At 41.5% G+C, this 24,193-nt stretch carries 15 protein-coding genes; 14 read left to right on the forward strand and 1 reads right to left on the reverse strand.

Annotation, left to right across the window (positions count from 1 at the left end; translation table 11 throughout):
- Nucleotides 1-4 precede the first annotated feature (4 nt).
- The 14 genes from FBD94_RS05360 (at nucleotide 5) to FBD94_RS05425 (ending at nucleotide 23,091) form a co-directional block, all read left to right on the forward strand.
- Nucleotides 5-1,414, forward strand: a complete 1,410-nt coding sequence (locus FBD94_RS05360) for a glycoside hydrolase family 140 protein (RefSeq protein ID WP_136879398.1) — start codon at nucleotides 5-7, stop codon at nucleotides 1,412-1,414.
- Nucleotides 1,415-1,425: 11 nt separating this feature from the next.
- Nucleotides 1,426-2,376 carry a glycoside hydrolase family 43 protein gene (locus FBD94_RS05365; RefSeq protein ID WP_169472224.1) on the forward strand — a complete coding sequence of 317 codons (951 nt, stop codon included), beginning with the start codon at nucleotides 1,426-1,428 and terminating at the stop codon, nucleotides 2,374-2,376.
- A gap of 60 nt (nucleotides 2,377-2,436) precedes the next feature.
- Complete coding sequence (locus FBD94_RS05370; protein ID WP_136879400.1) at nucleotides 2,437-4,281, forward strand: exo-alpha-sialidase; 1,845 nt, start codon at nucleotides 2,437-2,439, stop codon at nucleotides 4,279-4,281.
- A gap of 8 nt (nucleotides 4,282-4,289) precedes the next feature.
- Nucleotides 4,290-5,759: a sialate O-acetylesterase gene (locus tag FBD94_RS05375; protein WP_235884380.1), complete on the forward strand. Its 1,470-nt coding sequence runs from the start codon at nucleotides 4,290-4,292 to the stop codon at nucleotides 5,757-5,759.
- A gap of 16 nt (nucleotides 5,760-5,775) precedes the next feature.
- Nucleotides 5,776-8,532, forward strand: a complete 2,757-nt coding sequence (locus FBD94_RS05380) for a glycoside hydrolase family 2 TIM barrel-domain containing protein (RefSeq protein ID WP_136879401.1) — start codon at nucleotides 5,776-5,778, stop codon at nucleotides 8,530-8,532.
- 33 nt (nucleotides 8,533-8,565) lie between these two features.
- Nucleotides 8,566-11,307, forward strand: coding sequence for an alpha-L-rhamnosidase (locus tag FBD94_RS05385; RefSeq protein WP_136879402.1), 2,742 nt, complete (start codon nucleotides 8,566-8,568; stop codon nucleotides 11,305-11,307).
- Nucleotides 11,308-11,316: 9 nt separating this feature from the next.
- A complete protein-coding gene (locus FBD94_RS05390) occupies nucleotides 11,317-11,994 on the forward strand; it encodes a DUF3826 domain-containing protein (RefSeq protein ID WP_235884381.1) in 678 nt (225 codons plus the stop codon).
- Between the two features lie 25 nt (nucleotides 11,995-12,019).
- Nucleotides 12,020-13,153 carry a sialidase family protein gene (locus tag FBD94_RS05395; protein ID WP_136879403.1) on the forward strand — a complete coding sequence of 378 codons (1,134 nt, stop codon included), beginning with the start codon at nucleotides 12,020-12,022 and terminating at the stop codon, nucleotides 13,151-13,153.
- 4 nt (nucleotides 13,154-13,157) lie between these two features.
- The gene (locus tag FBD94_RS05400; protein ID WP_136879404.1) at nucleotides 13,158-14,561 is read left to right on the forward strand and encodes an acetylxylan esterase; all 1,404 of its coding nucleotides are present in this window, start codon (nucleotides 13,158-13,160) and stop codon (nucleotides 14,559-14,561) included.
- Between the two features lie 4 nt (nucleotides 14,562-14,565).
- Nucleotides 14,566-15,462, forward strand: coding sequence for a sugar phosphate isomerase/epimerase family protein (locus FBD94_RS05405; RefSeq protein WP_136879405.1), 897 nt, complete (start codon nucleotides 14,566-14,568; stop codon nucleotides 15,460-15,462).
- 6 nt (nucleotides 15,463-15,468) lie between these two features.
- Entirely contained in the window at nucleotides 15,469-18,012 is a 2,544-nt protein-coding gene (locus FBD94_RS05410; protein ID WP_136879406.1) for an L-rhamnose mutarotase, read from the forward strand.
- Between the two features lie 162 nt (nucleotides 18,013-18,174).
- Nucleotides 18,175-19,260: a Gfo/Idh/MocA family protein gene (locus tag FBD94_RS05415; protein ID WP_131606500.1), complete on the forward strand. Its 1,086-nt coding sequence runs from the start codon at nucleotides 18,175-18,177 to the stop codon at nucleotides 19,258-19,260.
- A 35-nt stretch (nucleotides 19,261-19,295) separates the two neighbouring features.
- Nucleotides 19,296-20,873, forward strand: a complete 1,578-nt coding sequence (locus FBD94_RS05420) for a sodium:solute symporter family transporter (protein ID WP_136879407.1) — start codon at nucleotides 19,296-19,298, stop codon at nucleotides 20,871-20,873.
- A gap of 25 nt (nucleotides 20,874-20,898) precedes the next feature.
- Nucleotides 20,899-23,091, forward strand: a complete 2,193-nt coding sequence (locus FBD94_RS05425) for an alpha-L-rhamnosidase-related protein (RefSeq protein WP_136879408.1) — start codon at nucleotides 20,899-20,901, stop codon at nucleotides 23,089-23,091.
- 85 nt (nucleotides 23,092-23,176) lie between these two features.
- Here FBD94_RS05425 and FBD94_RS05430 read toward each other — a convergent pair whose 3' ends face one another.
- Complete coding sequence (locus FBD94_RS05430; protein ID WP_131606494.1) at nucleotides 23,177-24,139, reverse strand: hypothetical protein; 963 nt, start codon at nucleotides 24,137-24,139, stop codon at nucleotides 23,177-23,179.
- Nucleotides 24,140-24,193: the final 54 nt, after the last annotated feature.

Here is a 24,193-nt window from a genome sequence, read left to right on the forward strand (position 1 = left end):
TACAATGAATAAAAGGGGACTCTTATTTGCCATGATCTCGTTAGCGCTGTTTGGTTGCGCTTCTAACAAGAAACCTGTGGACTCTAAAGGTTTACAGGTTTCAGAGAATGGCAGGTTTTTAACAGAAGATGGCAAACCATTCTTTTGGTTAGGTGATACAGGATGGCTTTTGTTTAATAAAACCACACGTGAACAGGCTGATCAATATCTGGAAGACCGCAAACAAAAGGGATTTAATGTGGTGCAAGTGATGGTATTACATAGTGTGCCATCCGTAAACATTTATGGTGATTCCTCATTGGTAAATGGTGACATCTCTAAGCCAAAGATTACCGAAGGCAGTTCTTTTGCAGATTCTACACAGTATGATTTCTGGGATCATATTGATTATGTGGTTGATAAAGCTAAAGAAAAAGGTATTTATATGGCGATGGTACCGGTTTGGGGTACCAATGTGAAGAACAAGAAAGTATCTCTTGAGCAGGCAAAGATATATGCAGAATTTTTAGCCAAAAGGTATAAAGATAAAAGCAACATCATTTGGTTAAATGGTGGCGACATCAAAGGCTCCGAAGGCGCTAAAGTTTGGGAAATGATTGGAAGCACGCTTCAGGCTAATGACCCAAATCACTTGGTTACCTTTCATCCAAGAGGCCGAACTGGCTCCTCAGAGTGGTTTCATGATGCCAAATGGTTAGATTTTAATATGGCACAATCGGGTCATCGTCGCTACGATCAGGATACCTCAGCTAAAGAGAAATGGCATTATGGCGAAGACAACTGGAAGTATATTGAAAAAGATTATAACCTAAAAGTGGTTAAGCCGACAATTGATGCTGAGCCTTCATATGAGGGGATACCACAAGGTTTACATGATGTAAAACAGCCAAGATGGAAGGATGCTGATGTAAGAAGATATGGTTATTGGTCGGTTTTTGCAGGTGCATTTGGTTATACTTATGGTGATAACTCTGTAATGCAATTTTATAATCCAGCAAGTAAAGAGGCGGCAGCCTATGGTGCAACAAAACCATGGCAGGAAGCTTTAAATGATCCAGGAGCAGGACAAATGCTGTATTTGAAAAATCTGATGTTATCTCGAAATGCTTATCTAGGTAGAGTGCCAGATCAATCCTTAATTGTAGGTGCAGTGGGTGGTGATGGCGAAAAATACAATAGATTAATGGCTACCAGGGGCGAGGATTACATTTTCGTATACACCTATACTGGTAGAAATATTCCATTGAAAATGGGTGTGCTCCCTGGTGATCAGGTTAAAGCCTCATGGTTTAGCCCACGTGATGGGAAAACGACCCCTATTGGGGATGTTGAAAATAAAGGAACACATCAATTCGATCCACCGGGAGAAGAAAAGAACGGTAACGATTGGGTATTGATTGTAGATAAAATATAATGATGAATGGCATGAAACGTACCTATCGTTTGTTTTTGTTATTTGGTTTGGTGGTAACATTTAGCTCTTGTGCTAAAAAGGGCTATTTGTTTACCTCTTTTCATGAGCCTGCAAATGAAGGATTGCGTATGTTATACAGCTATGATGGTTATAAGTGGGTGGACCTGAATAAGATTTATCTGAAACCTGAGATTGGAAAGCAAAAGATTATGCGAGATCCTTCGATGGTGCAAGGGCCTGATGGTGTTTTTCATTTGGTATGGACTTGTGGTTGGAAAGGCGAGAGGGGCTTTGGTTATGCCAGCTCTAAAGATTTAATTCATTGGTCTGAGCAACAATTTATTCCTGTATTGCAAAATGAGCCGACAACAGTAAATGTTTGGGCACCCGAATTGTTTTATGATGAGGTTAAGAAAGAGTTTATTATAATTTGGGCATCGACTATCCCTTATCGTTTTGCAAAAGGGGTAGAAGAGGAAGAGAACAACCACAGGATGTATACAATTACCACTAAGGATTTTAAAACGTTTAGTGAGGCAAAGTTATTCCTTGATCCGGGATTTAGTGTAATTGATGCGGTTATTGTAAAGAAAGCCACTGAAGATTATGTGTTGGTATTGAAAGACAATACCAGGCCAAACAGGAATTTAAAGGTCGCCTTTAGTAAAGATGACATAGGGCCATATACAGGAGTTTCGGAAGCATTTAGTGGTAAGCTTACTGAAGGCCCAACTGTGGTTAAGCTGGGGAAAGACTGGTTGATTTACTATGATGCCTATGGCGAGAAAAGGTATGCGGCCATAAAAACCAGTGATTTTAAAAGTTTTAAGGATGTTTCTGCCGAAACGATAATTCCGGAGGGGCATAAGCATGGGACAATAGTGCCCGTAAGTAGGAAAGTAATTAAGCGCCTTCGTCATCCTGAATTTATTTCAGGATCTCGAAAGAGAAAGGTGGAATAGCGAGTGCGAGGTCCTGAAATAAATTCAGGATGACGGCTCAAATAAATTGAAATAATAACAATGAAGATATATAACAAAATTTGGTTAGCCTCAGTACTTTTTATATCAGTACAAGCGGCACAAGCACAAGATACCTTGCGGTATACCGGTACAACAATCGTTAATGCCGATTACCACCATGGTCAGCTTGTGCCTGCCGTAGGGGTACATAATATCCAGACATTTCGTGCAAATAGGGAACATCCTGAGCTTGCAGATGGACTAAACTGGACTTATAACCATGCACCAATGTTGGCTTACTGGAACAATACATTTTATCTGGAATACCTAAGTGATCCAGTCGGAGAGCACATTCCACCAAGCAGAACTTTGTTGCAAACTTCTAAAGATGGCTACAATTGGTCTAAGCCCGACATTATTTTTCCACCCTACAAAATTCCTGATGGATGGAAAAAAGAAGGTGTTCCTGGGATGGCAAAAGATTTATATGCCACGATGCACCAGCGTGTGGGTTTTTATGTTTCGAAAGCAGATCGCTTGTATGCTTTAGCTTATTATGGCATTGCTATGGATAAAACAGATGATCCTAACGATGGAAAAGGAATAGGCAGGGTAATCAGGGAGATTAAAAAAGATGGAACTTATGGTCCAATTTATTTGTTGAGACCGAATTCTACCTGGGATATGAAGCATACGCTTTATCCGATGTATACCAGTAGTAAAGATAAAAGCTTAGTAATTGCCTGTAAAGAAATTTTGGCCAGTCCGCTGATGATGCAGCAAATGGTAGAGGAAGCAGATAGAAATGATCCTTTAATACCGCTAAACAGACCTGTAAAGGCTTTTAGTTATTATCACATGGCTAATGGCAAAGTAGTAGGCTTATGGAAACACGCCTTAACTTCTGTAAGTAATGATCATGGTAAAACATGGCAGTATACTCCTTTAAGGGCACCTGGGGTGGTAAATAGCAATGCTAAAATATGGGGGCAACGGACATCAGATGGTCGTTATGCCATTGTGTACAACCCTTCAGAATTCCGCTGGCCATTAGCGGTTTCAACCAGTGATGATGGTTTGAATTATAAAGATCTTTTGCTCGTAAATGGTGAAATATCGCAAATGCGTTATGGTGGCAATTATAAATCTTATGGGCCACAGTATATCCGTGGAATTCCGGAGACCGATGGTAAACCAACAGATGGAAAGATGTGGCTTACCTATAGCATGAATAAGGAGGACATCTGGGTAGCAAAAGTTCCAGTGCCGGTAACGGCTAAAGTGTCTGGCCCTGTAAATGAAGCATTCAATTCTCTTCCTGATGGACAAGAACTGAAACTATGGAATACTTTTAGTCCACTTTGGGCCTCTGTGAAAATTGAAAAAGCACCTGATGGCACAAAGGCACTTACCTTAAGAGATAAAGATCCTTATGATTATGCGAAAGCAGATCGGGTAATTCCTGCAGCAAGAAGAGTAAACGTAGAATTTTCGGTAACGCCAGTACAAAACAATACGGGATCATTGCAGATAGAGTTTCAGGATGCAAAAGGTACTGCGGCGGCTAGATTGATATTTGGCGCCGATGGCGAGTTTACAGCCAAAGTGGGCTACCGCAATTCTGGAATCATGAAGTACGAAGCTGGAAAAACATATAACGTTCGTGTAGAATTGGATATGAACAAGCGGATGTACAACATTTTTGTAAACGGTGAAAGCAAAGGAACACGTTTAATGTTTGTTCCGGTAGCTTCATTTGAACGGGTAGTGTTCAGAACAGGTGATGTACGTCGTTATCCCGATGTAGATACCCCTACAGATCAAGATTATGATCTGAAAGATCCTGGTACTCCGGTAAAAGAAGCCATTTACTATATCAAATCATTAAAAACAGCAGCATTTTAATATAAAGGATGATGGGCTTAAAAAGATATTTTCTGTTGATTGCGTTACTGGGAATGATGGTTGAGGCCAATGCGAAGATACTTTTGCCGCAAATTCTTTCCAATAATATGGTTTTGCAGCGCGATAAGCCTTTAAATGTCTGGGGTTTTGGCACAGCAGGTGAAGCTGTAACCGTAAGCTTTGCTGGTCAGGTTAAGCAGACACAAACCGATGCAAATGGTAAATGGAAGGTGGTTTTAGCACCTTTACAAACTTCTGCGGTTCCAGCTAGTATGACCATTAAAGGTACAAACACGATCATTCTTGATAATATCTTAGTTGGAGAAGTTTGGCTTTGTTCGGGACAATCGAACATGGAGTATGGCATGCGCAAGCTAAGCAAATTGAAAAAGCCTCTGAAAGAAAAGCTGGGTTACCCAGTTGATGAACTCGAAAGGGCCAATAACTCCCAAATCCGTATCTTTTTAGTCAATAGAAAGGAGCTAAGCAAACCAGATTCTATCCATAAAAGCTGGAGTATCGCTCAGGATTCTGCTTTAAAGAATTTCTCAGCAGCAGGCTATTTCTTTGCCAAAGAGCTGTACGATAAACTACATATACCGATAGGGATCATCTCTTCGGCGGTAAGTGGTAGTCCGATTGAACCCTGGATACCTAAAGAAAGTTTGGAAACAGGGTATTTTGAAGGACAGAAGGTAGGGAATGATCCCGGTAAGTTTTATACGCCAATGATTGAACCATTAACGCTTTTCGCTTTGCGAGGGTTTTTGTGGTATCAAGGCGAAACCAATTGCTTTTTAAAGGAGAAGATCAGCTATAGTTATAAAATGAAAGCCCTAATCAATAGTTGGAGAACGGCTTGGAGCAATGCTTCCGGTGTATCTGGCAAAGGAGCCGAACTGCCATTTTATTATGTACAAATTGCGCCATTTAATTATTCAACAACCAAGGGTAAGGTGGTATTAGATGCTGAAACGGAACCTGAATTCTGGGAGGCACAGGCACAATTGCTAAGGTTGCCTAATACAGGAATTGTGGTTACTACCGATTTAAATGATTATCCCGAGGATTTGCACCCTACTTATAAATGGGAGATAGGTCGCAGGTTAGCCCTTTGGGCCCTGGCCAATAACTATGGTAAAAAGATAAATTATTCAGGCCCCATTTATCAGTCGGTAACCCTTAAAGGGAAAACTGCTGAATTGGAATTTGATCACATTGGCAAAGGACTGCTAAGTGCAGATGGCAAAGCATTAGATTGTTTTACCATAGCTGCTGCCGATGGGAAGTTTATACCTGCCGACGCCCAGATCAAGGGCAATAAAATTATAGTATCCGCAAAAGGCTTGAAGAAACCAATTGCAGTACGTTTTGGATGGAATGAGGCCATGCGACCTAACCTGTATAATAAGGACGGTTTACCCGCTTTGCCATTCAGGACAGATAACCCATTAACAAAACAATTTAAACCTATATAAATCAGATCCTCTATTCATGAAGCTTACGCCGATCCTTTCTTTTATTTTGCTGATGCTATTCAGCTCTGTCCGCGCCCAGCAGACGGAGCAACTCTATTTGTCTGGAACCGGGAATGACCATACTGTAAAATGGGATTTTTTCTGTACTGGAGGAATGAACTCAGGAAAATGGTCAACTATATCGGTGCCCTCAAATTGGGAGCTGCAGGGTTTCGGTAAATACGATTATGGTTTCTCGAAAGACAGCGTAAGAGGTAAGGAACAAGGTTTATATAAGTATAATTTTAAAGTCCCTGCCGGTTGGAAGGGCAAAAATATCAACATCGTATTTGAAGGATCGATGACCGATACTGAAGTAAAGATCAATGGTAAATCGGCCGGAGCAGTTCATCAGGGAGCCTTTTATGCATTTCGTTATGATATAACTGGGCTTTTAAAATACGGAGCAGATAACTTGCTCGAAGCAAAAGTGTCAAAACACTCGGCCAATAAATCCGTGAATGAAGCGGAGCGAAAGGCTGATTTCTGGTTGTTTGGTGGAATCTTCAGACCCGTATATCTGGAAGCCTTGCCTTTACCACATATAGAAAATGTAGCTATAGATGCGAAAGCAGATGGACAATTTAAAGCAGAGGTTCAGGTAGCTGGGAACGCAGATGAGGTAGCCGTACAGTTGTATACTGCCGATGGTGAAAAGTATGGTTTGCCGTTTGAAGGAAGCTTGAAAAAAGGATCAGCAGTGATTAATGGAGTATTCAATTCCCCTAAATTATGGTCTTCCGAGTTTCCTAATTTATATAAAGCAACCTTTACTTTATATAAAAAGAATAAAGCTATTCATACCTTATCTAAAAAGATCGGTTTCAGGACTGTGGAGGTCAAAGAACGAGACGGGATATATGTGAATGGTGTTAAAATGAAATTTAAAGGGGTAAATCGTCATTCTTTCCGCCCTGAATCCGGCAGGACTTTAAGCAAAAAGAACAGTATTGAGGATGTTGAATTGATGAAGGAGATGAATATGAATGCGGTACGCATGTCGCATTACCCACCCGATGGTCATTTTCTGGATGTATGTGATTCTCTAGGTTTATATGTAATGGATGAGCTTGCCGGTTGGCATGGACATTATGATACCCCAACAGGTACAAAGCTGGTCAAAGAGATGATGAGACACGACCTAAATCATGCCTCTATTGTAATTTGGGCAAATGGAAATGAAGGTGGTCACAATCGCGAGCTTGATCCCTTGTTTGCACAGGAGGATATTCAAAAACGTCCTGTTGTTCATCCATGGGAAGATTTTAATGGTTTTGATACACAGCATTATCGTGAGTACAATTATGGCATAGGTAACTACAGACATGGCCATAGTATTGTGATGCCTACTGAATTTTTACACGGTATGTATGATGGTGGGCATGGTGCCGGATTAGAAGATTACTGGAATGATATGCTTCTTAATCCATTATCAGCAGGTGGTTTCCTTTGGGATTTTGCTGATCAGGGGGTAGTTCGTACCGATAAAAACAACACGATAGATACTGATGGAAATCGTGGTGCAGATGGTATTGTGGGGCCTTACCACGAAAAAGAAGGTAGCTTTTTTGCCATTAAAGAGATTTGGAGCCCAGTATTTTTTGAGCACCGTGAAATGACAGCTGGATTTGATGGGGTATTTAATATAGAGAACCGTTATCATTTTGCTAACCTCAATACCTGCCAGTTTGATTGGAAATTATTGAACCTTAAAACTAAGGAAGAGCTAAAAGGAAAATCCACGGCACCGGCTGTTAAACCACTTGAAAAGGGTCGATTAACAGTAGGACTTCCTGTAAACTGGACTTCTTTCGATGTCTTGTATATTACAACTACAGATATGCATGGAAAAGAGCTGTACACTTGGAGTTTCCCGATTACCCTTCCGAAAAAAGAAGCTTCAATGTTGGTTAAAAAAGAAGGGACATCTGTTGTAACGATTGCAGAAAGAGATTCGTTATTTACGACTACTGCCAATGGTGTTTCCTTAAGTTTTAGCAAGAAAACAGGTGTTCTTCGTGAAGTGAGAAATAAAAAAGGCATTATTCCTTTTACGAACGGACCTACAATCCAGGAAGGGGCAACTAATTTCAGAAACATCAGCCACCGCATGGAAGGGCAGAACCTGATCATTGAATCCTCATTCGATAGAAAAGAAGCTTATAATATTTTGCAATGGACAGTTTATCCTTCAGGTATGTTAAAGCTGAATGTAAAATACTTCCCTGCAGAATACCTGACGAACTTCATTGGATTGAACTTCTCTTTCCCGGAAGACCAGATTAAAGGGGTAGAATATATGGGAAGGGGGCCATCCCGTGTTTGGAAGAACCGTTTAAAAGGAAATCAGTTTGGTATTTGGAAAAAGGATTATAACAATACAGAAACTGGTGAAGCTTGGGTATATCCGGAGTTTAAAGGTTATCATTCCAACGTGTATTGGTGTAAATTCATTACGAAGGATCAGCCATTTACAGTGATTACCGAGAATGAGGATATCTTTTTAAGATTGTTTAGTGCGGCTTGGAAAACAGATCAATGGCATAATTATGAACCGTTGCTCCCTTCGGGCGATATTTCGTTCATGCATGGGATTCCGGGAATAGGTACAAAAACGCAAAGAGCAGATAGAAGTGGTCCGATGGCCATGAAGAATATTTTTTACGATTATGAGAAGGACCCTGCCAGGGCGCTGAACATGACGCTATATTTTGATTTTTCAACCAATAATTAATTGCTTAAATTCAATAGAAAAAGCCTGAACCAAATGATACTTAAACGATATACGATACTTGCAGCTATTTTAATGCTAAGCTTTACTGGGGCGTTTGCCCAGGTATCGTTGCAAAACTTGCGCTGTGAGCTGCTACAAGATCCTTTAGGTATTGACGTGGTTCAACCGAGATTAAGCTGGGAAATTACCTCAGTGCAACGCGATGTTAAGCAAACAGCTTATCACATTCTGGTGGCTTCGTCGCTAGATAAGCTTACAGAGAAAGATGCAGACATATGGAATTCAGGTAAGGTAAATTCATCTGAATCGATTTACAACCAATACACAGGGGCGACATTAAAGAGTAAAAACAAATATTATTGGAAGGTTAAAGTTTCCACAAATAAAGGCGATGCCAATTGGAGTACTGTGGCTTCATGGTCAATGGGATTACTACAGTATAAAGACTGGGAAGGCCGATGGATAGGGTTTGATCGCTACTTTCCATGGGATAATCAAACTGAGGGGCGTTTATCTGCTCGTTATTTCAGAAAAGAGTTTTCAACGAATAAAACTGTGGCATCCGCTACCGCGTACATTATGGGTATGGGCTTATATGAGCTGTATATTGACGGTAAAAAAATCGGTAATCAGGTTTTGGCTCCTGCGCCTACGGATTATACAAAGAACATAAAGTACAATGCCTTAGATATTACAGCGCAACTTAAGCAGGGTAAACATGCTATTGGCGTTATCCTCGGAAACGGTCGTTTCTTTGCCATGCGTCAGGCCAAAGCCTACAAGGTGAAAACATTTGGCTTCCCTAAATTATTGGTACAAGTGGTCATTAAATATACAGATGGCTCCACTGCATCAATTAAAACTGATGATACCTGGAAAGGTACTGCTGATGGGCCAATTCTTGCCAATAATGAATACGATGGCGAGGTATATGATGCCCGTAAGGAGTTTAAAGGCTGGAGCGAGCCCGGATTTGACGAAAGTAAATGGCTTAAAAGCGAGTATGTGCAGGAACCTGGTGGGACCTATGAAGCGCAGCTGAATGAAGGGATGAAGGTGATGAAAAATATTGCAGCTGTATCCATTACCAAGCGCCCGAACGGTAAATACATCATAGACTTTGGGCAAAACTTTGCTGGTTGGGTGAAATTTAATGTTAAAGGAACTAAAAGTGCTGTTGTTTCTTTGCGTTTTGCTGAGTCGTTGGAACCAAATGGTGAGCTATTCAGAACAAACTTACGCGATGCAAAAGCGACCGATACGTATACGCTTAAAGGAGAGGGGACAGAGACCTGGTCGCCAAGATTTACTTATCAGGGCTTCCGTTATGTAGAATTGAGCGGCTATCCTGGAATTCCTCAAAAAAGTGATTTTATCGGATGTCTGGTTTCTGATGACATGAGGACGGGAGGGACTTTTGAATCCTCAAATAGCCTGCTCAACCAGATTTTTAAAAACTCATGGTGGGGCATTGCATCTAACTATAAAGGGATGCCCGTTGATTGTCCACAGCGCAATGAGCGCCAGCCTTGGTTAGGCGATAGGACTGTTGGTGCCTATGGAGAAAGCTTTTTATTCGACAATACCGCTTTATATAAAAAATGGTTGGACGATATTCGTTATGCTCAAAAAGAAGATGGTGCAATACCTGATGTTGCCCCGGCATTTTGGAGGTATTATAGTGATAATGTGACCTGGCCTGCAACCTTGCTTTTTGTGTCTGATATGTTGTATAAGCAAACAGGTGATATTACTGTGCTTCAGAAAAACTATCCGGCAGTGAAAAAATGGATGGGATATATGAAGGACAGGTATATGAACACTGAGGGGATCATGACGAAAGATAGTTATGGCGACTGGTGTGCGCCACCTGTAACTGCTGAAGATGGAAAAGGTGTAAATGCCGATCAGAAACATCCTAGTGCGTTAATTGCTACCGCTTATTATTATCAGCTGGCTACAATGATGGCCGACTACAGTACGATTACGGGCAACGGAGGTGATAGCGCCGGTTATGTTGCATTGGCTTCTGAATTGAAAAAGGCCTTTAACGGTAAATTTTATAATGCACAAGGGTATTATGGCGAAAATAAGCTAACAGATAATCTGTTGCCTGTTTATTTTGGAATGGTTGAAGAGCGGCATAAGGAGAAAGTAGTAAAGCAGATCTGTTACATTATTGAAGAAAAGAATAAAGGACACTTGAGCACCGGAGTACAGGGAACAAATTTTCTGATGCGTACGTTGACTGCAATTGGAAGAAGTGACCTTGCTTACCGGATAGCTTCGCAGAAAACTTATCCTTCCTGGGGATATATGATCGAAAATGGTGCTACAGCGATCTGGGAGTTGTGGAATGGAAATACTGCCGCTCCAAAAATGAACTCTCAGAACCATGTGATGATGCTTGGTGATTTATTGATCTGGTATTATGAGAACTTGGCCGGTATTAAAGCTGGGGCACCGGGATTTAAGGAGATTGTAATGAAACCAGAGCTGATCGAAGGGCTGGATAAAGTAAACGGGGAGTATAATTCTGTTTATGGCTTAATTAAAAGTAGCTGGACTAAATCTGCAACTGATTTTAAATGGAATATAAGTATTCCTGTTAATACAACTGCAAGGATCAATATTCCAGCAAAATCTGTTGGACAAGTAAAAGAAGGTAAAGATAAAGCAACCGATGTTAAAGGATTGAAATTTATTAAAATGGATGACAATAGAGCTGTATTTGAATTGGGCTCAGGTGATTATTCATTTGTATCTGAACTATAAATTATAGAAATGATGAACAAAACCACTAAGTTTTTGATGATCTGCGGGATGATGGCAGGTATTTCTTTTTCTTCATTGAATAGGGCGCATGCTCAGAATGATATTGTTATTCCAGGTGATGTGTTGGCGAAGGCAACAGAGTATGCCACTGCATTGAAACTGGAAGACGCTGCCAAAAGCAAGCGAATAGAAACTGTAGTGGCTATTCATATGACCAAAGTAAAAGACTGGCACAATGATCATCTGGCAACAACAGTGCCTTCGGGTATCAATCCGGTAACCGGGAACAAGCTGAGTGATCTGGATAAACAAATTATAGCAGATTCGGCAATGCCTGTATCTGTACATCAGGAATTGATGGAAGGACTGCGTAACGACTTAAGCCCGGAGCAGGTAGAAACAATATTGGATAAGTATACGATAGGCAAAGTAGCTTTTACAATGGCCGGTTATAAAGCCATTGTGCCCGATTTGACTGCCGCAGAAGAAGCTAAAATTTTGGGATTTTTGAAAGAAGCAAGGGAGATGGCGGTAGATTATAAGAGCATGAAACAGATCTCTGCCATTTTTGAGATCTATAAAACAAAGGCGGAGCAATTTCTTAACAACAACGGCCGTAGTTGGAGGGCCTTATATAGTGATTATACAAAAAAGATTAAGGCTGAAAAGGCCGCTAAGAAACAATAATATTCAATCATTAAGCAATACAAAAATGTTAAAAAGAAGAGCAGGGGTAATAGTTTTACTGATTTGTCTGGCAAGTTTGGGCGTAAATGCACAATCGCAAAAATGGCGGTCAGGTATTATCACAGATGATTTTTTATATGAAAGGGCAGCGTTCCCGTCATGCCATTCGGCAACCATTGCCGAAACTCCAACAGGTTTGGTGGCAGCTTATTTTGGCGGGACTAAGGAGCGTCACCCAGATGTAGAAATTTATATTAGCCGTAAAGTAAACGGGACATGGATAGCGCCTGTTTCAGTAGCCAATGGCATACAAAATGATAAATTAAGATTACCAACATGGAACCCTGTATTGTACCAGGTGCCTGGCGGCGATCTATTACTTTTTTATAAAATAGGCCCTAAACCATCTGAATGGTGGGGAATGATGCGTACCTCTAAAGATGGCGGGATTACCTGGTCTGACGCTAAAAAGTTACCTGATGGATACATAGGCCCCGTTAAAAACAAACCTGTTTTGCTAAGCAATGGCAATTTGTTCAATCCTTCGAGTAAAGAAGGAGATGGCTGGAAAGTACATTTTGAGGTAACGAAAGACAATGGTCAAAGCTGGCGTACAGTTGGTCCAATAGCCGGGAACGGATTGGATGCCATACAACCAAGCATCTTAGATCACGGAAAAGGTAAGTTGCAGATTTTAGCTAGAAGTAAAAACAGGGCGCTGGTAGAATCATGGTCGACCGATAACGGGGAAACCTGGTCGCCCTTGGCTAAAACCAGTTTGCCAAATAATAATTCCGGGACTGATGCGGTCACTATGAAAGATGGTCGTCATGTATTGGTTTATAATCATGTATTGCCTCCTGGTGATTTGGCTAAAGGGCCAAGAACACCATTAAATGTGGCTATTTCTAAGGATGGCAAAGAATGGTATGCAGCCTTGATTTTGGAAGATTCTCCGATCAGTCAGTACTCTTATCCGGCCGTGATTCAGACCGCCGATGGTATGTTGCATTTCATTTATACCTGGAGAAGAGAGAAGATCAAACACGTCGTAGTCGATCCGTCCAAGCTGAAACTTAAAAAGATTGTAAATGGCGTTTGGCCAAAACTAAAAGGATATACCGCACCTGTGATTACAGAAGTTAAAAACGAGGAGTAAGCTGATGAAACGAATAGCCCTATTTCTAACCCTTGGATTTTCGCTGATTATAAGCGGCGCTATTGGACAAACGCAAAATTCAGACCTGTTATACCGGCAGTCGCTTAAAACGGTGCTGGCGGAGATAGAAAGTCGTTTTAAAGTGAAGATAAAATACAATGATGATCAAGTAAAGGATCGTTGGGTGAATTATGCACTTTGGCGTTTCAGACCAGAACTAGACGAAACATTGTCTAATGTGTTGGCCCCATTGGATTTAAAGGTAAATAAGGAGAAAGAAGGCGTTTATAAGTTAAAGGAATACGAATATTACCGCTGGAATGTACAAGATGGGCAGGATAAGCTGGACCAATTGGCTAAGCTATATCATGATAAAGCCAGTTGGGAAAAACGTAAGGCTTTAATCAAACCAGGTTTATATGAAGCGCAGGGCTTGTCGCCTTTGCCGGCCAAACCTTCATCAGAACCCATCATTACTCCTAAGAGAGTAATGGATGGGTATACTGTAGAAAACATTGCTATCGAAATATTACCCGGACTGTACGTGAATGGTTCATTGTACAAGCCTTTAAAAATTAAAGGAAAGATCCCGGTAATGCTAAGTCCAGATGGACATTGGGCGCAGCAACGTTATCGGGCCGACTGTCAGATTCGCTGTGCAATGATGGCGCGTATGGGCGTAATGGCTGTGAGTTACGATCTGTTTGCCTGGGGCGAATCTTTGCTTCAGTTTAAGTCGGAAGACCATAGGCGAAGTCTGGCGCATACCATACAAACACTTGGTGGTATCAGGATACTGGATTACGTTTTATCCCTGAAAGAAACCGATAAGGGTAGGGTGGGGATAAGTGGTGGATCGGGTGGTGGAAGTCATACTGTTTTAATGGCTGCTATGGACGATCGTATTAAACTAAGTGTTCCGGTAGTTTCTTTATCGTCTTCATTTTATGGTGGTTGTCCATGTGAAAGTGGAATGCCGATTCATCTGTGTGCAGGTGGTACGAACAACGTAGAGATCGCTGCAATGACCGCGCCTAACCCACAGTTAGTAGTGTCGGATGGGAAGGATTGGACGGTTACTGTACCAGATCATGATATGCCTTTTCTTAAAAAAATATACGGTTACTATGGTCGGCCTGATCTTGTAGAGAATGTTCACCTGCCTGATGAAGGTCATGATTTTGGGCCTTCAAAACGGAAGGCTGTTTATGATTTTGTCATTAAAAATTTTAAGCTTGATGCAGCCTTGGTAAGGGATAAAACTGGTCAATATGATGAAAGCAAATGCACGATTGAAAAAGAACCGGCGATGTATGTGTTTGGTGATAAAGGCGAGCGTTTACCTGCAAATGCTATAAAAGGATTTGAACAATTAGAACAGGTGTTTAAAGCCAGTACTTCAAAATAAAACTATGGAAAATCGTCGTCAGTTTATCGGGAAGTTGACTCTGCTTACGGGTGGGTTAATGCTCAGTAATCAGTTTACATGGGCTTTAAGGTTGAAAGAGCAGCGGTATAAAGTTGCGGTTGTCGATCTTATGATCTTGAAGCGGCAAAAGCTAGGCGCTTTTCAGTTGACTATGGATATCGGTGCTGATGGTGTGGAACTGGACATGGGTGGATTGGGCAACAGGGATACTTTTGACAATAAACTGGCTGATCCGCTAACCCGAAAGGAGTTTATGGATACGGCTAAAGCACTGAATTTGGAGATCTGTTCGCTAGCTATGACAGGTTTTTATGCGCAATCGCTGGCTACAAGGCCCACTTACCAGCAAATGGTTGGTGATTGTATTGCGACCATGAAAGCGATGAATGTGAAGGTGGCCTTTTTGCCGTTGGGCATACAGGGTGATTTGGTAAAGAATCCTGAGTTGAGACCTGCTTTAGTGGAACGCTTAAAGGTGGTTGGAAGCATGGCAATGAAGGCAGGAGTGGTGATTGGTATTGAAACGGCTTTAGATGCTACTGCTGAGTTACAATTCTTAAAAGACATAGGTTCGAGTGCCGTAAAAAGCTATTTCAACTTTTCTAATGCCATAAAAAACGGTCGCGATTTGAATAAGGAGTTGCGGATTTTGGGTAAAAAGAATATCATTCAGATTCATTGCACCAACGACGATGGCGTATGGTTACAGAACGATCCTAAGATTGATATGAAAGCCGTACGCAAAACATTAGATGATATGGGTTGGAAAGGCTGGTTGGTTGTTGAGCGCTCCAGAGACCAAAAAGATCCAAGAAATGTGAAGTGGAATTTTACTGCAAATACAGCTTATGTGAAGTCTGTATTTCAATCAGATATATAACCCGTAATGATAAACTTTAAACCTTCTTGGTTGGTCTTGCTTGTGGGTTTGCTATTGGGTAATCTCAGTAGTAAAGCCGCCGATATCTACGTTTCCCTGAAAGGGTCCGACAGGAATGAAGGCACGAAAATAGCCCCCGTAGCGAGCTTATTAAACGCCTTGCGTAAGGCTCGTGAATTGAGACGTTTAAAAGACCCTTCGATAAAAAACGGGATCAATATTTTTATAGAAAAAGGAGTTTACTATTTAACCGAAAGCGTGATTCTGCGGCCTGAAGATTCAGGGACTGCGGAGAGTCCAACAGTCATCACTTCACTGGATGAGGATCAAGCTGTTTTAAGTGGCGGTTTACTAGTCTCTGGATGGAAAAAGGTAGTTAATAACGTATCTGGGTTGCCAAATGCAGCTAAAGGTAAAATTTGGGTATCGGATGTATCTAGTCTGGGAAATAGTGTTTTAGAATTTAGACAGCTGTGGATTGATGGAAAAAAGGCTGTCAGAGCCAGAGATTGGAATGGCGAGCAAATGGGCAGGATTTTAAGCTGGGATTTTCCCGCAAAAACCTGCAAGATTCCTTTTTTACCGGGTAAAGATGCTGCTGGATTAGCACAGATAAAAGGTATAGAAATGGTGATCCAGCAATGGTGGGCCATTGCCAATTTGAGGGTGAAATCGATTCAGGTAAATGGAGCGGAAGCGGAGTTGAGCTTTATGGAACCTGAGCGTCGTGTGCAATCTGAACACCCTTGGCCTGCCCCATGGATATCTACTAAGACAGGCAACTCTCCATACTATTTAACCAACGCTATTCAGTTTCTGGATGAGCCAGGAGAATGGTATGAAGATTTAAAAAATGGCAAGGTTTATTACTGGCCTAGAGCTGGTGAAAACATGAACACCGCTAAGGTTGTTGTACCAAATTTGGAGACTTTAGTGCGGATAGAGGGCACGATTGATAATCCGGTAGCGTATGTGTCGTTCAAAGGTGTTTCCTTTCAACACGCGGGCTGGTTAAGGCCTTCTCGCTTTGGTCATGTGCCGCATCAAGCCGGGATGTACATGCTGGATGCTTATAAATTGAAAATTCCGGGTACTCCCGACAAAAAAGGATTGGAGAATCAGGCTTGGGTAGGTCGCCCAGCAGCAGCCGTTGAAGTCAGTTATGCGCAGCACACCGGTTTTGAAGGTTGTAGGTTTGAACATCATGCTTCAACCGGACTGGATTATAAGCGGGGAACCCATGATAACAAAATTAAAGGTAATCTTTTTAAAGATATAGGTGGTAGTGCTATATTGGTGGGTGTTTTTTCTGATGAAGCCACTGAGGTGCATTTGCCATATAACCCAACAGATCAGCGCGAAATATGTACGAATGAAAGTATTACCAATAACCTGATTACCGATGCAACCAATGAAGATTGGGGCTGTGTGGGCATTGGTGCTGGTTATGTAAGGGGGATCAATATCGCACATAACGAGATTAGTGATGTAGCTTATTCAGGCATCAGTATGGGCTGGGGCTGGACTAAGTCCAGTAATGCTATGCGTGACAATACCATTCATGCCAACAAGATTCATCACTACGGGAAGTATCTGTATGATGTTGCTGGCATTTATACTTTGTCGGCCCAACCAGGTTCTGTGATCACGAATAACTATATCGATAGCATTTATAAAGCGCCTTATCCGCATGATCCTGAACATTGGTTTTACCTGTATACCGATGAAGGTTCTTCCTATTTTACAGTGAAGAATAACTGGACCCCTGCAGAGAAATATTTGCAGAATGCCAATGGCCCCGACAATGTCTGGCTGGGTAATGGCCCTAAGGTGAATGATAGTGTTAAAGTTAAAGCTGGGCTTGAATTTGATTATCGTTATTTGTTGAATAGTAGATCAGTAAATAATAATAATCAATCCTTGAATAGTATCGAGTCAGGAAATGGAAACGAGATAGTGATAGAGGTTGTCCCACCCTCATCTGCAGAATTGAGTAAGCCATTGATGGTAGAGATATGTAGAGAAAAGGGCATCTCTGCTTCTGCGATTTATCAATGGAATAATCGCTTATTGGTGTATGCGACAACGAATGAAGCCGAGGCTTTGATGCGACAATTTCAGCAACGGATTAAAGGGGCAGAGGTTAGATTGTACAAGGATGTGTTTTATAAGTTTGACAGGAAAAAGCATTGTGGACAGGAGCCGGTTAAGGAATGGGATAACATCATTTTGAGCACTAATCTGGTAAAGGATGAGGCGATGCAAAAGGAGTATCTGAACTATCATGCTACACAATTTGAAAAATGGCCAGAAGTAGCCAAAGGTTTTTGTAATGCTGATTTTCAGCAGTTGCGAATCTTTAAAAACGGAAGGCAGTTGATGTTGGTGATCAGTATTCCGAAAGGCGCAAGCTTAGATGAGTTAAACCCGAAAACTACGCTGAACAACCCAAGGGTTGATCAATGGAATGCTTTAATGAAGAAGTATCAGGAAGGTATATCAGGCACTAGGCCGGACGAGGTTTGGGTGTTTTTTGCGCAGAATAAATAGTTTAAAGCGATTCGTTTTAAAGCGCTTCGTCATCCTGAATTTATTTCAGGATATCGAAAGAGAAATTGGCTTTGCTAGTGCGAGGTCCTGAAATAAATTCAGGATGACGTGGAGTATAAAGATTGGGAGTTAAAACAAAAGGAATAAAAGAAATTAAGGAATATGTTAAAATTAGGAATATTAGGCTTAGGAGAGGGAAGAAGCACGATGTCTGCTGCCCTTGCAAGTGATAAATACGAGTTGGTGAAAATCTGTGATGCAAATGAGGAGGTGTGTAAACAACGGGCTAAGGAGTTCGACTTCCCTCACTATACCACCAGCTATCAGGAAATGCTAGATGATGCGGCTATTGATGTCATTGCTATATACACCCCAGATCATTTGCACGCAGATCACGTAAAACAAGCGCTGTTGCACGATAAGCATGTCGTTTGCACCAAACCCTTCATTGATGATTTGGGACGCGCTAAGGAGCTCTTAGCCGTTTCAAAGCAAAGTGGTAAGAAAGTGTTTGTTGGTCAGAGTTCTCGTTTCTTCGAGCCTTACAAGCGACAAAGGACAGACTATACTGCGGGTATCATTGGCGACCTGATCACTATAGAGTGCCATTACAATGCGGATCACCGCTGGTTCCTGGAAAAGAAATGGGCCTTGGAAGCTTCTTTTAAGTGGCTTTACGGTGGCTTAAGTCATCCTGTTGACTTCATTAGATGGTATCTGCCTGAAATTGAAGAGGTAATGGGATATGGGATGATCAGCGCCAATGGTAAAAAAGCTGGCTTAAAAAATGAGGATACCATGCATTTTATCTTCAAATCAACTGACGGCAGGATCGCCCGTGTAAGTGGTTCTTATACTGGTCCGATACAGCCGGCATATCGCGAAAGCGAGATGAGTTGTGTGTTAAGGGGGACAGAAGGCGCTAGTCAGGCCGATTACCACGAACTCCGCTATGCGGTAACCACCAATACCGGAGAAGAGCAATTGATTACCTGGGGAGATGCAAAATTGAAGCATTTCTTCCGTTTCGAAGGACAAAGTCACCATGCCGGAGAATACCAGAATTACCTGGAGTACTTTGCCGACAGCATAGAAAACAATACGGTTGCCTATCCGGATTTAAAAGAAGGAATAGGTACGATTGCTTTGTTACAGGCTATGGATAGGTCTTTGCAAACCGGTATTCCTGTAAAAATCAATGATATTCTGAATGAATACCAGTTGCTAAGAGCTGATCTCGGACTGTAAATAAAACATAAACCAATCAAACCAAAATAAACTTAATGGGAAATATCGTAGAACGCTTAACTAGCTTGGATTACATCATTGTAGTCGCTTATCTGGTTATTCTAATCCTTATCGGCTATAGGGCCAGCTTCTCCAAGAAGAATGAAGATGAAACCCTATTTCTAGCCAATAAATCGCTAGGCTGGTCTAGTATTGGGTTTAACATGTGGGGAACCAATGTTGGTCCTTCTATGTTGTTGGCTTTTGCCAGTATAGGCTATAGCACAGGTATTGTGGCGGTTAATTTCGATTGGTACGCCTTTGTATTCCTATTTTTACTCGCCATTGTTTTTGCGCCTAAATACTTGGCAGCAAAAGTAAGCACCATGCCTGAGTTTATGGGTAAAAGGTATGGCGACTCTACACAGAATATTTTAGCCTGGTATGCACTAATCAAGATATTAATTTCCTGGTTATCGCTAGGCTTGTTTGCCGGGGGCTTTTTAGTACGACAAATTCTGGGCATTCCAATGTGGCAATCCGTAACTGTATTGGTTGCTTTTGCCGGTTTGTTTACTTTTTTTGGTGGTTTAAAAGCTATTGCTAAGGTAAACGTCTTTCAAATGATCCTGCTCATTTTTGTATCCCTTGCGCTTACGATATTGGGTTTGCACAAAGTAGGTGGTATTGAGGCTTTGTATAGTAAAACACCATCGCATTACTGGAATTTGATTCAACCAGCTAGTGATCCTAAATATCCGTGGTATGCCATTTTGTTGGGGTATCCGGTAGCTGCAGTCGCTTTCTTTTGTACAGATCAGGCTATGGTGCAATCTGTGTTGGGGGCTAAGAATCTGGAACAAGGTCAACTGGGCGTTAGCTTTATTGGCTGGTTAAAAATCTTGTCACTGCCTTTGTTTATCATCACTGGCGTGCTGTGTTTTGTGTTGTTTCCAGACTTGAAAGATCCTAACGAAGCCTATATGACGATGGTTACTAATTTATTCCCCCCGGGGATGAATGGATTGGTGATTGTGGTGCTGATTGCGGTGTTGGTAGGAACTATTGGTTCTTCTCTAAACTCTTTGAGTACCGTGTTTACCATGGATGTGTATGTGAAAAATATCAACCCACAAGCTACCAATAAGCAGATCATTAGGATGGGTAGGATATCTGTCATTGCCGGGTGTATACTTGCAGTAATTGTTGTGCTGGCGATAGATAACATAAAGGGATTGAATTTGTTCGATGTTTTTCAGTCGGTGTTGGGCTTTATTGCTCCGCCTTTATCAGTGGTTTTCTTGCTGACCGTTTTCTGGAAAAGGACCACTCGAAAAGCTGTAAATTTTACGCTATCCGTAGGTTCTGTTTTAAGCTTAGGTACCGGGGTGACCTACCTATGGATTCTTCCACCAGATAAATATCCTTTCTGGCCGCATTACCTGATTCTTTCCTTTTTGATTTTTTTGGGTTTACTGATCATCGCTATAGTGATTTCTTTGGCTGATCGGAATCCAACGGTTTACGAGATCAACGAACTAGACAAAAGTGCAATCGAAAAACCAACGAAGCGGGTCTGGGTATCCTGGATTGCGCTGGCAATTGTAATGGTTGCTTTATATATTCTTTTTTAACGGACATTAATTTTAATAGACGCATATGAAATTTTTAAAAACTGGTCTACAAAAGTTTGGAGCGCTTGTGCTCTTGTTAACAGTGCTGTGTGCAGACGCTAGCCAAGCGCAGAGTGCCAAAAAAGCTTCCTGGATCTGGTACCCCGGTGATCTGGATATTTGGGTATCCAATAAAATGCAGAACCGCAGAACAGAAAGGGGAGCTTTTCTTCCACCATTCTGGAAAATGGACAGTCATTATGTACTGGTTGAGTTTCATAAGGAATTTAATCTGGCCAATGCTGAGGAAGTAAAACTTTATGTGGAAGGACAGTACAATGTGAAGATTGATGGACAAGCTTTTTCTGGTTATCCGAAAAAGATTACCATTCCTGCAGGCAAGCATAAGTTGAGCTTAAAAGTGTATGGGCAGGATAAGGTTCCAGCGATATTGGTTCAAGGTAAAACAGTGGTTTCAGATGAAAGCTGGTTAACTACCTTTGAAGATAAGGAATGGATTGATGAGAGTGGAAAGGCCTCTGATAAGTCGGGAACGACCTTTGTTTCGGTAGGCTCCTGGAATTTAACCGATCCGCTATCGCCCCCCTCAAAGTTCAAGTTAGCTACTAAGCAAATGGAGGCTGTAAAAACCGATAAGGTGGATAAAGGCTTTGTGGCTGATTTTGGCAAAGAAACCTTTGGCTTTCTTAAGCTTCATGGCTTAAAGGGAAAGGGGAAGCTGCATATTTATTACGGTGAATCAAGAGAAGAGGCTTTATCTGCTGATAAATGTGAAACCCTTGATTTATTAGAAATCGACTTAAAGGGTAAAACGGATTCGGTGATTGAGCTGTCTAAAGCCTTTCGCTATGTGAACTGTCAGCCTGAAGGTGATGTTACCCTTGATCAGGTAAGCATGCTGTATGAGTATGCACCAGTAACAGAAAAGGGGAATTTTCGCTGTTCCGATGAACAAGTCAACAAGATTTATGAGGTATCCAAATACACGTTTCATTTAAACACCCGTGAGTTTTTCATCGACGGAATTAAGCGCGATAGATGGGTATGGTCGGGTGATGCTTACCAAAGCTACCTGATGAATTACTACTCCTTCAATGAATCGCCAATTGTGAAAAGGACTTTGTTGGCGCAAAGGGGGAAAGATCCGGTAACGGCTCACATCAATACCATTATGGATTACTCCTTTTATTGGTTTCTGGGGATTTATGATTACTACCAGTATTCTGGAGATCAGAAGTTTGTACAGGATATTTATCCAAGGATGAAAAGTTTGATGGATTATGTGTTAAACCGTAGGAATAAAGATGGTTTGTTGGAATGGATGCCGGGAGACTGGATTTTTATTGACTGGGCGGATAAGCTAAGTAAAGACGGGGAAGTGAGTTTTGAGCAATTGTTGTTTTGTCGGAGTTTGGAAACCATGGCACTTTGTGCGGATATGGCAAAGGATACTGAAGCGGCTGCCAACTACAAAAAGCTTGCTGCAGATTTAAAGGCAAAGATATTTAAACTGTATTGGGACGAGAGCAAACATGCGCTAGTACACAGCAGAGTTGGTGGTAAGCCTACTGACAATGTAACGCGTTACGCTAATATGTTCGGTATTTTCTTCGATTACTTTACACCTGCTCAAAAGCTAGATGTGAAACAACATGTGTTGATGAATGATCAAATCAAGAAGATTACTACACCATACATGCGTTTTTATGAGTTGGAAGCACTTTGTGCGATGGGCGAGCAGTCGTATGTGCTGAAACAAATGAAAGATTACTGGGGCGGTATGTTGGATTTGGGCGCCACTTCTTTTTGGGAAGAGTACAATCCAGATAAGAAAGGTACGGAGCATTTAGCGATGTATGGGCGCCCGTTTGGTAAAAGCCTTTGTCATGCCTGGGGTGCAAGTCCGATTTATCTATTGGGTAAGTATTATTTAGGTGTTAAGCCGCTTTCGGCTGGATATGAAACTTATGTTGTGGAACCTGCTTTGGGCGGGTTGGACTGGATGGAGGGTAAGGTACCGACACCTTCAGGAGAGATTTCGTTGTATTGCAGCAAAAAAGAGATTAAAGTGAAGTCTGACGGGGGATCGGGTGTGTTGAGGTTCAAAAGTGTTTCTAAACCGGTTGTGAAAGGTGGAGAGGCTGTTGAAGTAGGGAAAAGGACTTATGAACTTAAGCTGAAAAAGGGTGTAGCTTACGTTGTTTCTTATAAGAAGTAATCACAAAAAAGTCACCGTCTCACAAAGAGCGTCTGAGGCCTCCTTGGTAGACGGTGACTTTTTTAATTGATCATTTTTCCATTGGTTACTGGACTACAGTAAAAGGACTGGTTCGTCGTTGCCAAGTTCCTTTTGCTTTGTCTTCTACTAAAAATGATATACTACCATAAGTGGCACCTAAAGGGAAATCTTGAGGAATGGTGAGGGTGATTTCTGTATCTGTAATCTGCATAGGAACACTACGTGTTATTCTGCTGGTAATGGCAACTGTAGCATATCTGCCTGTTTGTGCATAATATTTTAAGGTACCCGGTGTGGCACTGTGTTTAAAAACGATAGATTGCCCGCGTTTAACTGTGAGTACATCGGCAGGAAGCGTAACGGTTCCGAGTGCCAGTAGAGGTCTATCTATGTAGTATGGACCTTTGGTCAGGTTGCGTTTTCCAGTGATCACTTTAATGTGATAATGACTGGTATCCTGGCTAAGCACCAGGGGTATGTTTACGTTTACTGCGTTGTTAGAAATAGAATTAATGGTCAGTAGTGTTTCTTTTTTATTCTTATCCACCAGATATACAGAGGTCTGTGTTGCGTCAGGAATGAGATAATCACCAAAGAGACTCATTGACCTGTTTAAATTTATCACCAGCTCATTGACCTCAAAATAAGGAAGAGGTTGGTTATTAGCAATCTTTAAAGTGTAAGTATTGATGGAGCCATTCTGCGCTTTTACTTCATAGCTGAAACCTTCTTTGAAGGGGATTTTTGAGCCACTTTTCGGAGTAATTATCGCACGGTCGGAAACTGCAATCTGTGGCTGTATGGAATCCGGCTGATCCTGAAACGGAGGCCAGTAAATGATGATGTTTTTCTCTTGTATAGCGGCATTTAGTTCTGTGCCAGAAACATCTTTGATACTGAATTTTTCGATTTCATTGTACGGGAAATCAGGATACTTCTTTTTACAGGAATAAGTTAGCATCAGCAGGAGTGCTGCCAGCGCATAGTTAAAGACTAAAAGCTTGTGTTTAAAAATCTCTTTTTGCATTTTATATTATTTCAGATCAGTGCATCATCTCATTGCGGGATATGCAATTATAAT

Source organism: Pedobacter hiemivivus (genome assembly GCF_005144565.1).
Lineage (GTDB): Bacteria > Bacteroidota > Bacteroidia > Sphingobacteriales > Sphingobacteriaceae > Pedobacter > Pedobacter hiemivivus.

What these genes read in the sequence shown, in the direction of transcription:
- FBD94_RS05375 (WP_235884380.1), top strand. Translation starts at nt 4,290, where the DNA reads ATGATGGGCTTAAAAAGATATTTTCTGTTGATTGCGTTACTGGGAATG.
- FBD94_RS05420 (WP_136879407.1), top strand. Translation starts at nt 19,296, where the DNA reads ATGGGAAATATCGTAGAACGCTTAACTAGCTTGGATTACATCATTGTA.
- FBD94_RS05390 (WP_235884381.1), top strand. Translation starts at nt 11,317, where the DNA reads ATGATGAACAAAACCACTAAGTTTTTGATGATCTGCGGGATGATGGCA.
- FBD94_RS05360 (WP_136879398.1), top strand. Translation starts at nt 5, where the DNA reads ATGAATAAAAGGGGACTCTTATTTGCCATGATCTCGTTAGCGCTGTTT.
- FBD94_RS05430 (WP_131606494.1), bottom strand. Translation starts at nt 24,139, where the DNA reads ATGCAAAAAGAGATTTTTAAACACAAGCTTTTAGTCTTTAACTATGCG.
- FBD94_RS05380 (WP_136879401.1), top strand. Translation starts at nt 5,776, where the DNA reads ATGAAGCTTACGCCGATCCTTTCTTTTATTTTGCTGATGCTATTCAGC.
- FBD94_RS05370 (WP_136879400.1), top strand. Translation starts at nt 2,437, where the DNA reads ATGAAGATATATAACAAAATTTGGTTAGCCTCAGTACTTTTTATATCA.
- FBD94_RS05410 (WP_136879406.1), top strand. Translation starts at nt 15,469, where the DNA reads ATGATAAACTTTAAACCTTCTTGGTTGGTCTTGCTTGTGGGTTTGCTA.
- FBD94_RS05395 (WP_136879403.1), top strand. Translation starts at nt 12,020, where the DNA reads ATGTTAAAAAGAAGAGCAGGGGTAATAGTTTTACTGATTTGTCTGGCA.
- FBD94_RS05385 (WP_136879402.1), top strand. Translation starts at nt 8,566, where the DNA reads ATGATACTTAAACGATATACGATACTTGCAGCTATTTTAATGCTAAGC.
- FBD94_RS05425 (WP_136879408.1), top strand. Translation starts at nt 20,899, where the DNA reads ATGAAATTTTTAAAAACTGGTCTACAAAAGTTTGGAGCGCTTGTGCTC.
- FBD94_RS05415 (WP_131606500.1), top strand. Translation starts at nt 18,175, where the DNA reads ATGTTAAAATTAGGAATATTAGGCTTAGGAGAGGGAAGAAGCACGATG.
- FBD94_RS05400 (WP_136879404.1), top strand. Translation starts at nt 13,158, where the DNA reads ATGAAACGAATAGCCCTATTTCTAACCCTTGGATTTTCGCTGATTATA.
- FBD94_RS05405 (WP_136879405.1), top strand. Translation starts at nt 14,566, where the DNA reads ATGGAAAATCGTCGTCAGTTTATCGGGAAGTTGACTCTGCTTACGGGT.
- FBD94_RS05365 (WP_169472224.1), top strand. Translation starts at nt 1,426, where the DNA reads ATGAAACGTACCTATCGTTTGTTTTTGTTATTTGGTTTGGTGGTAACA.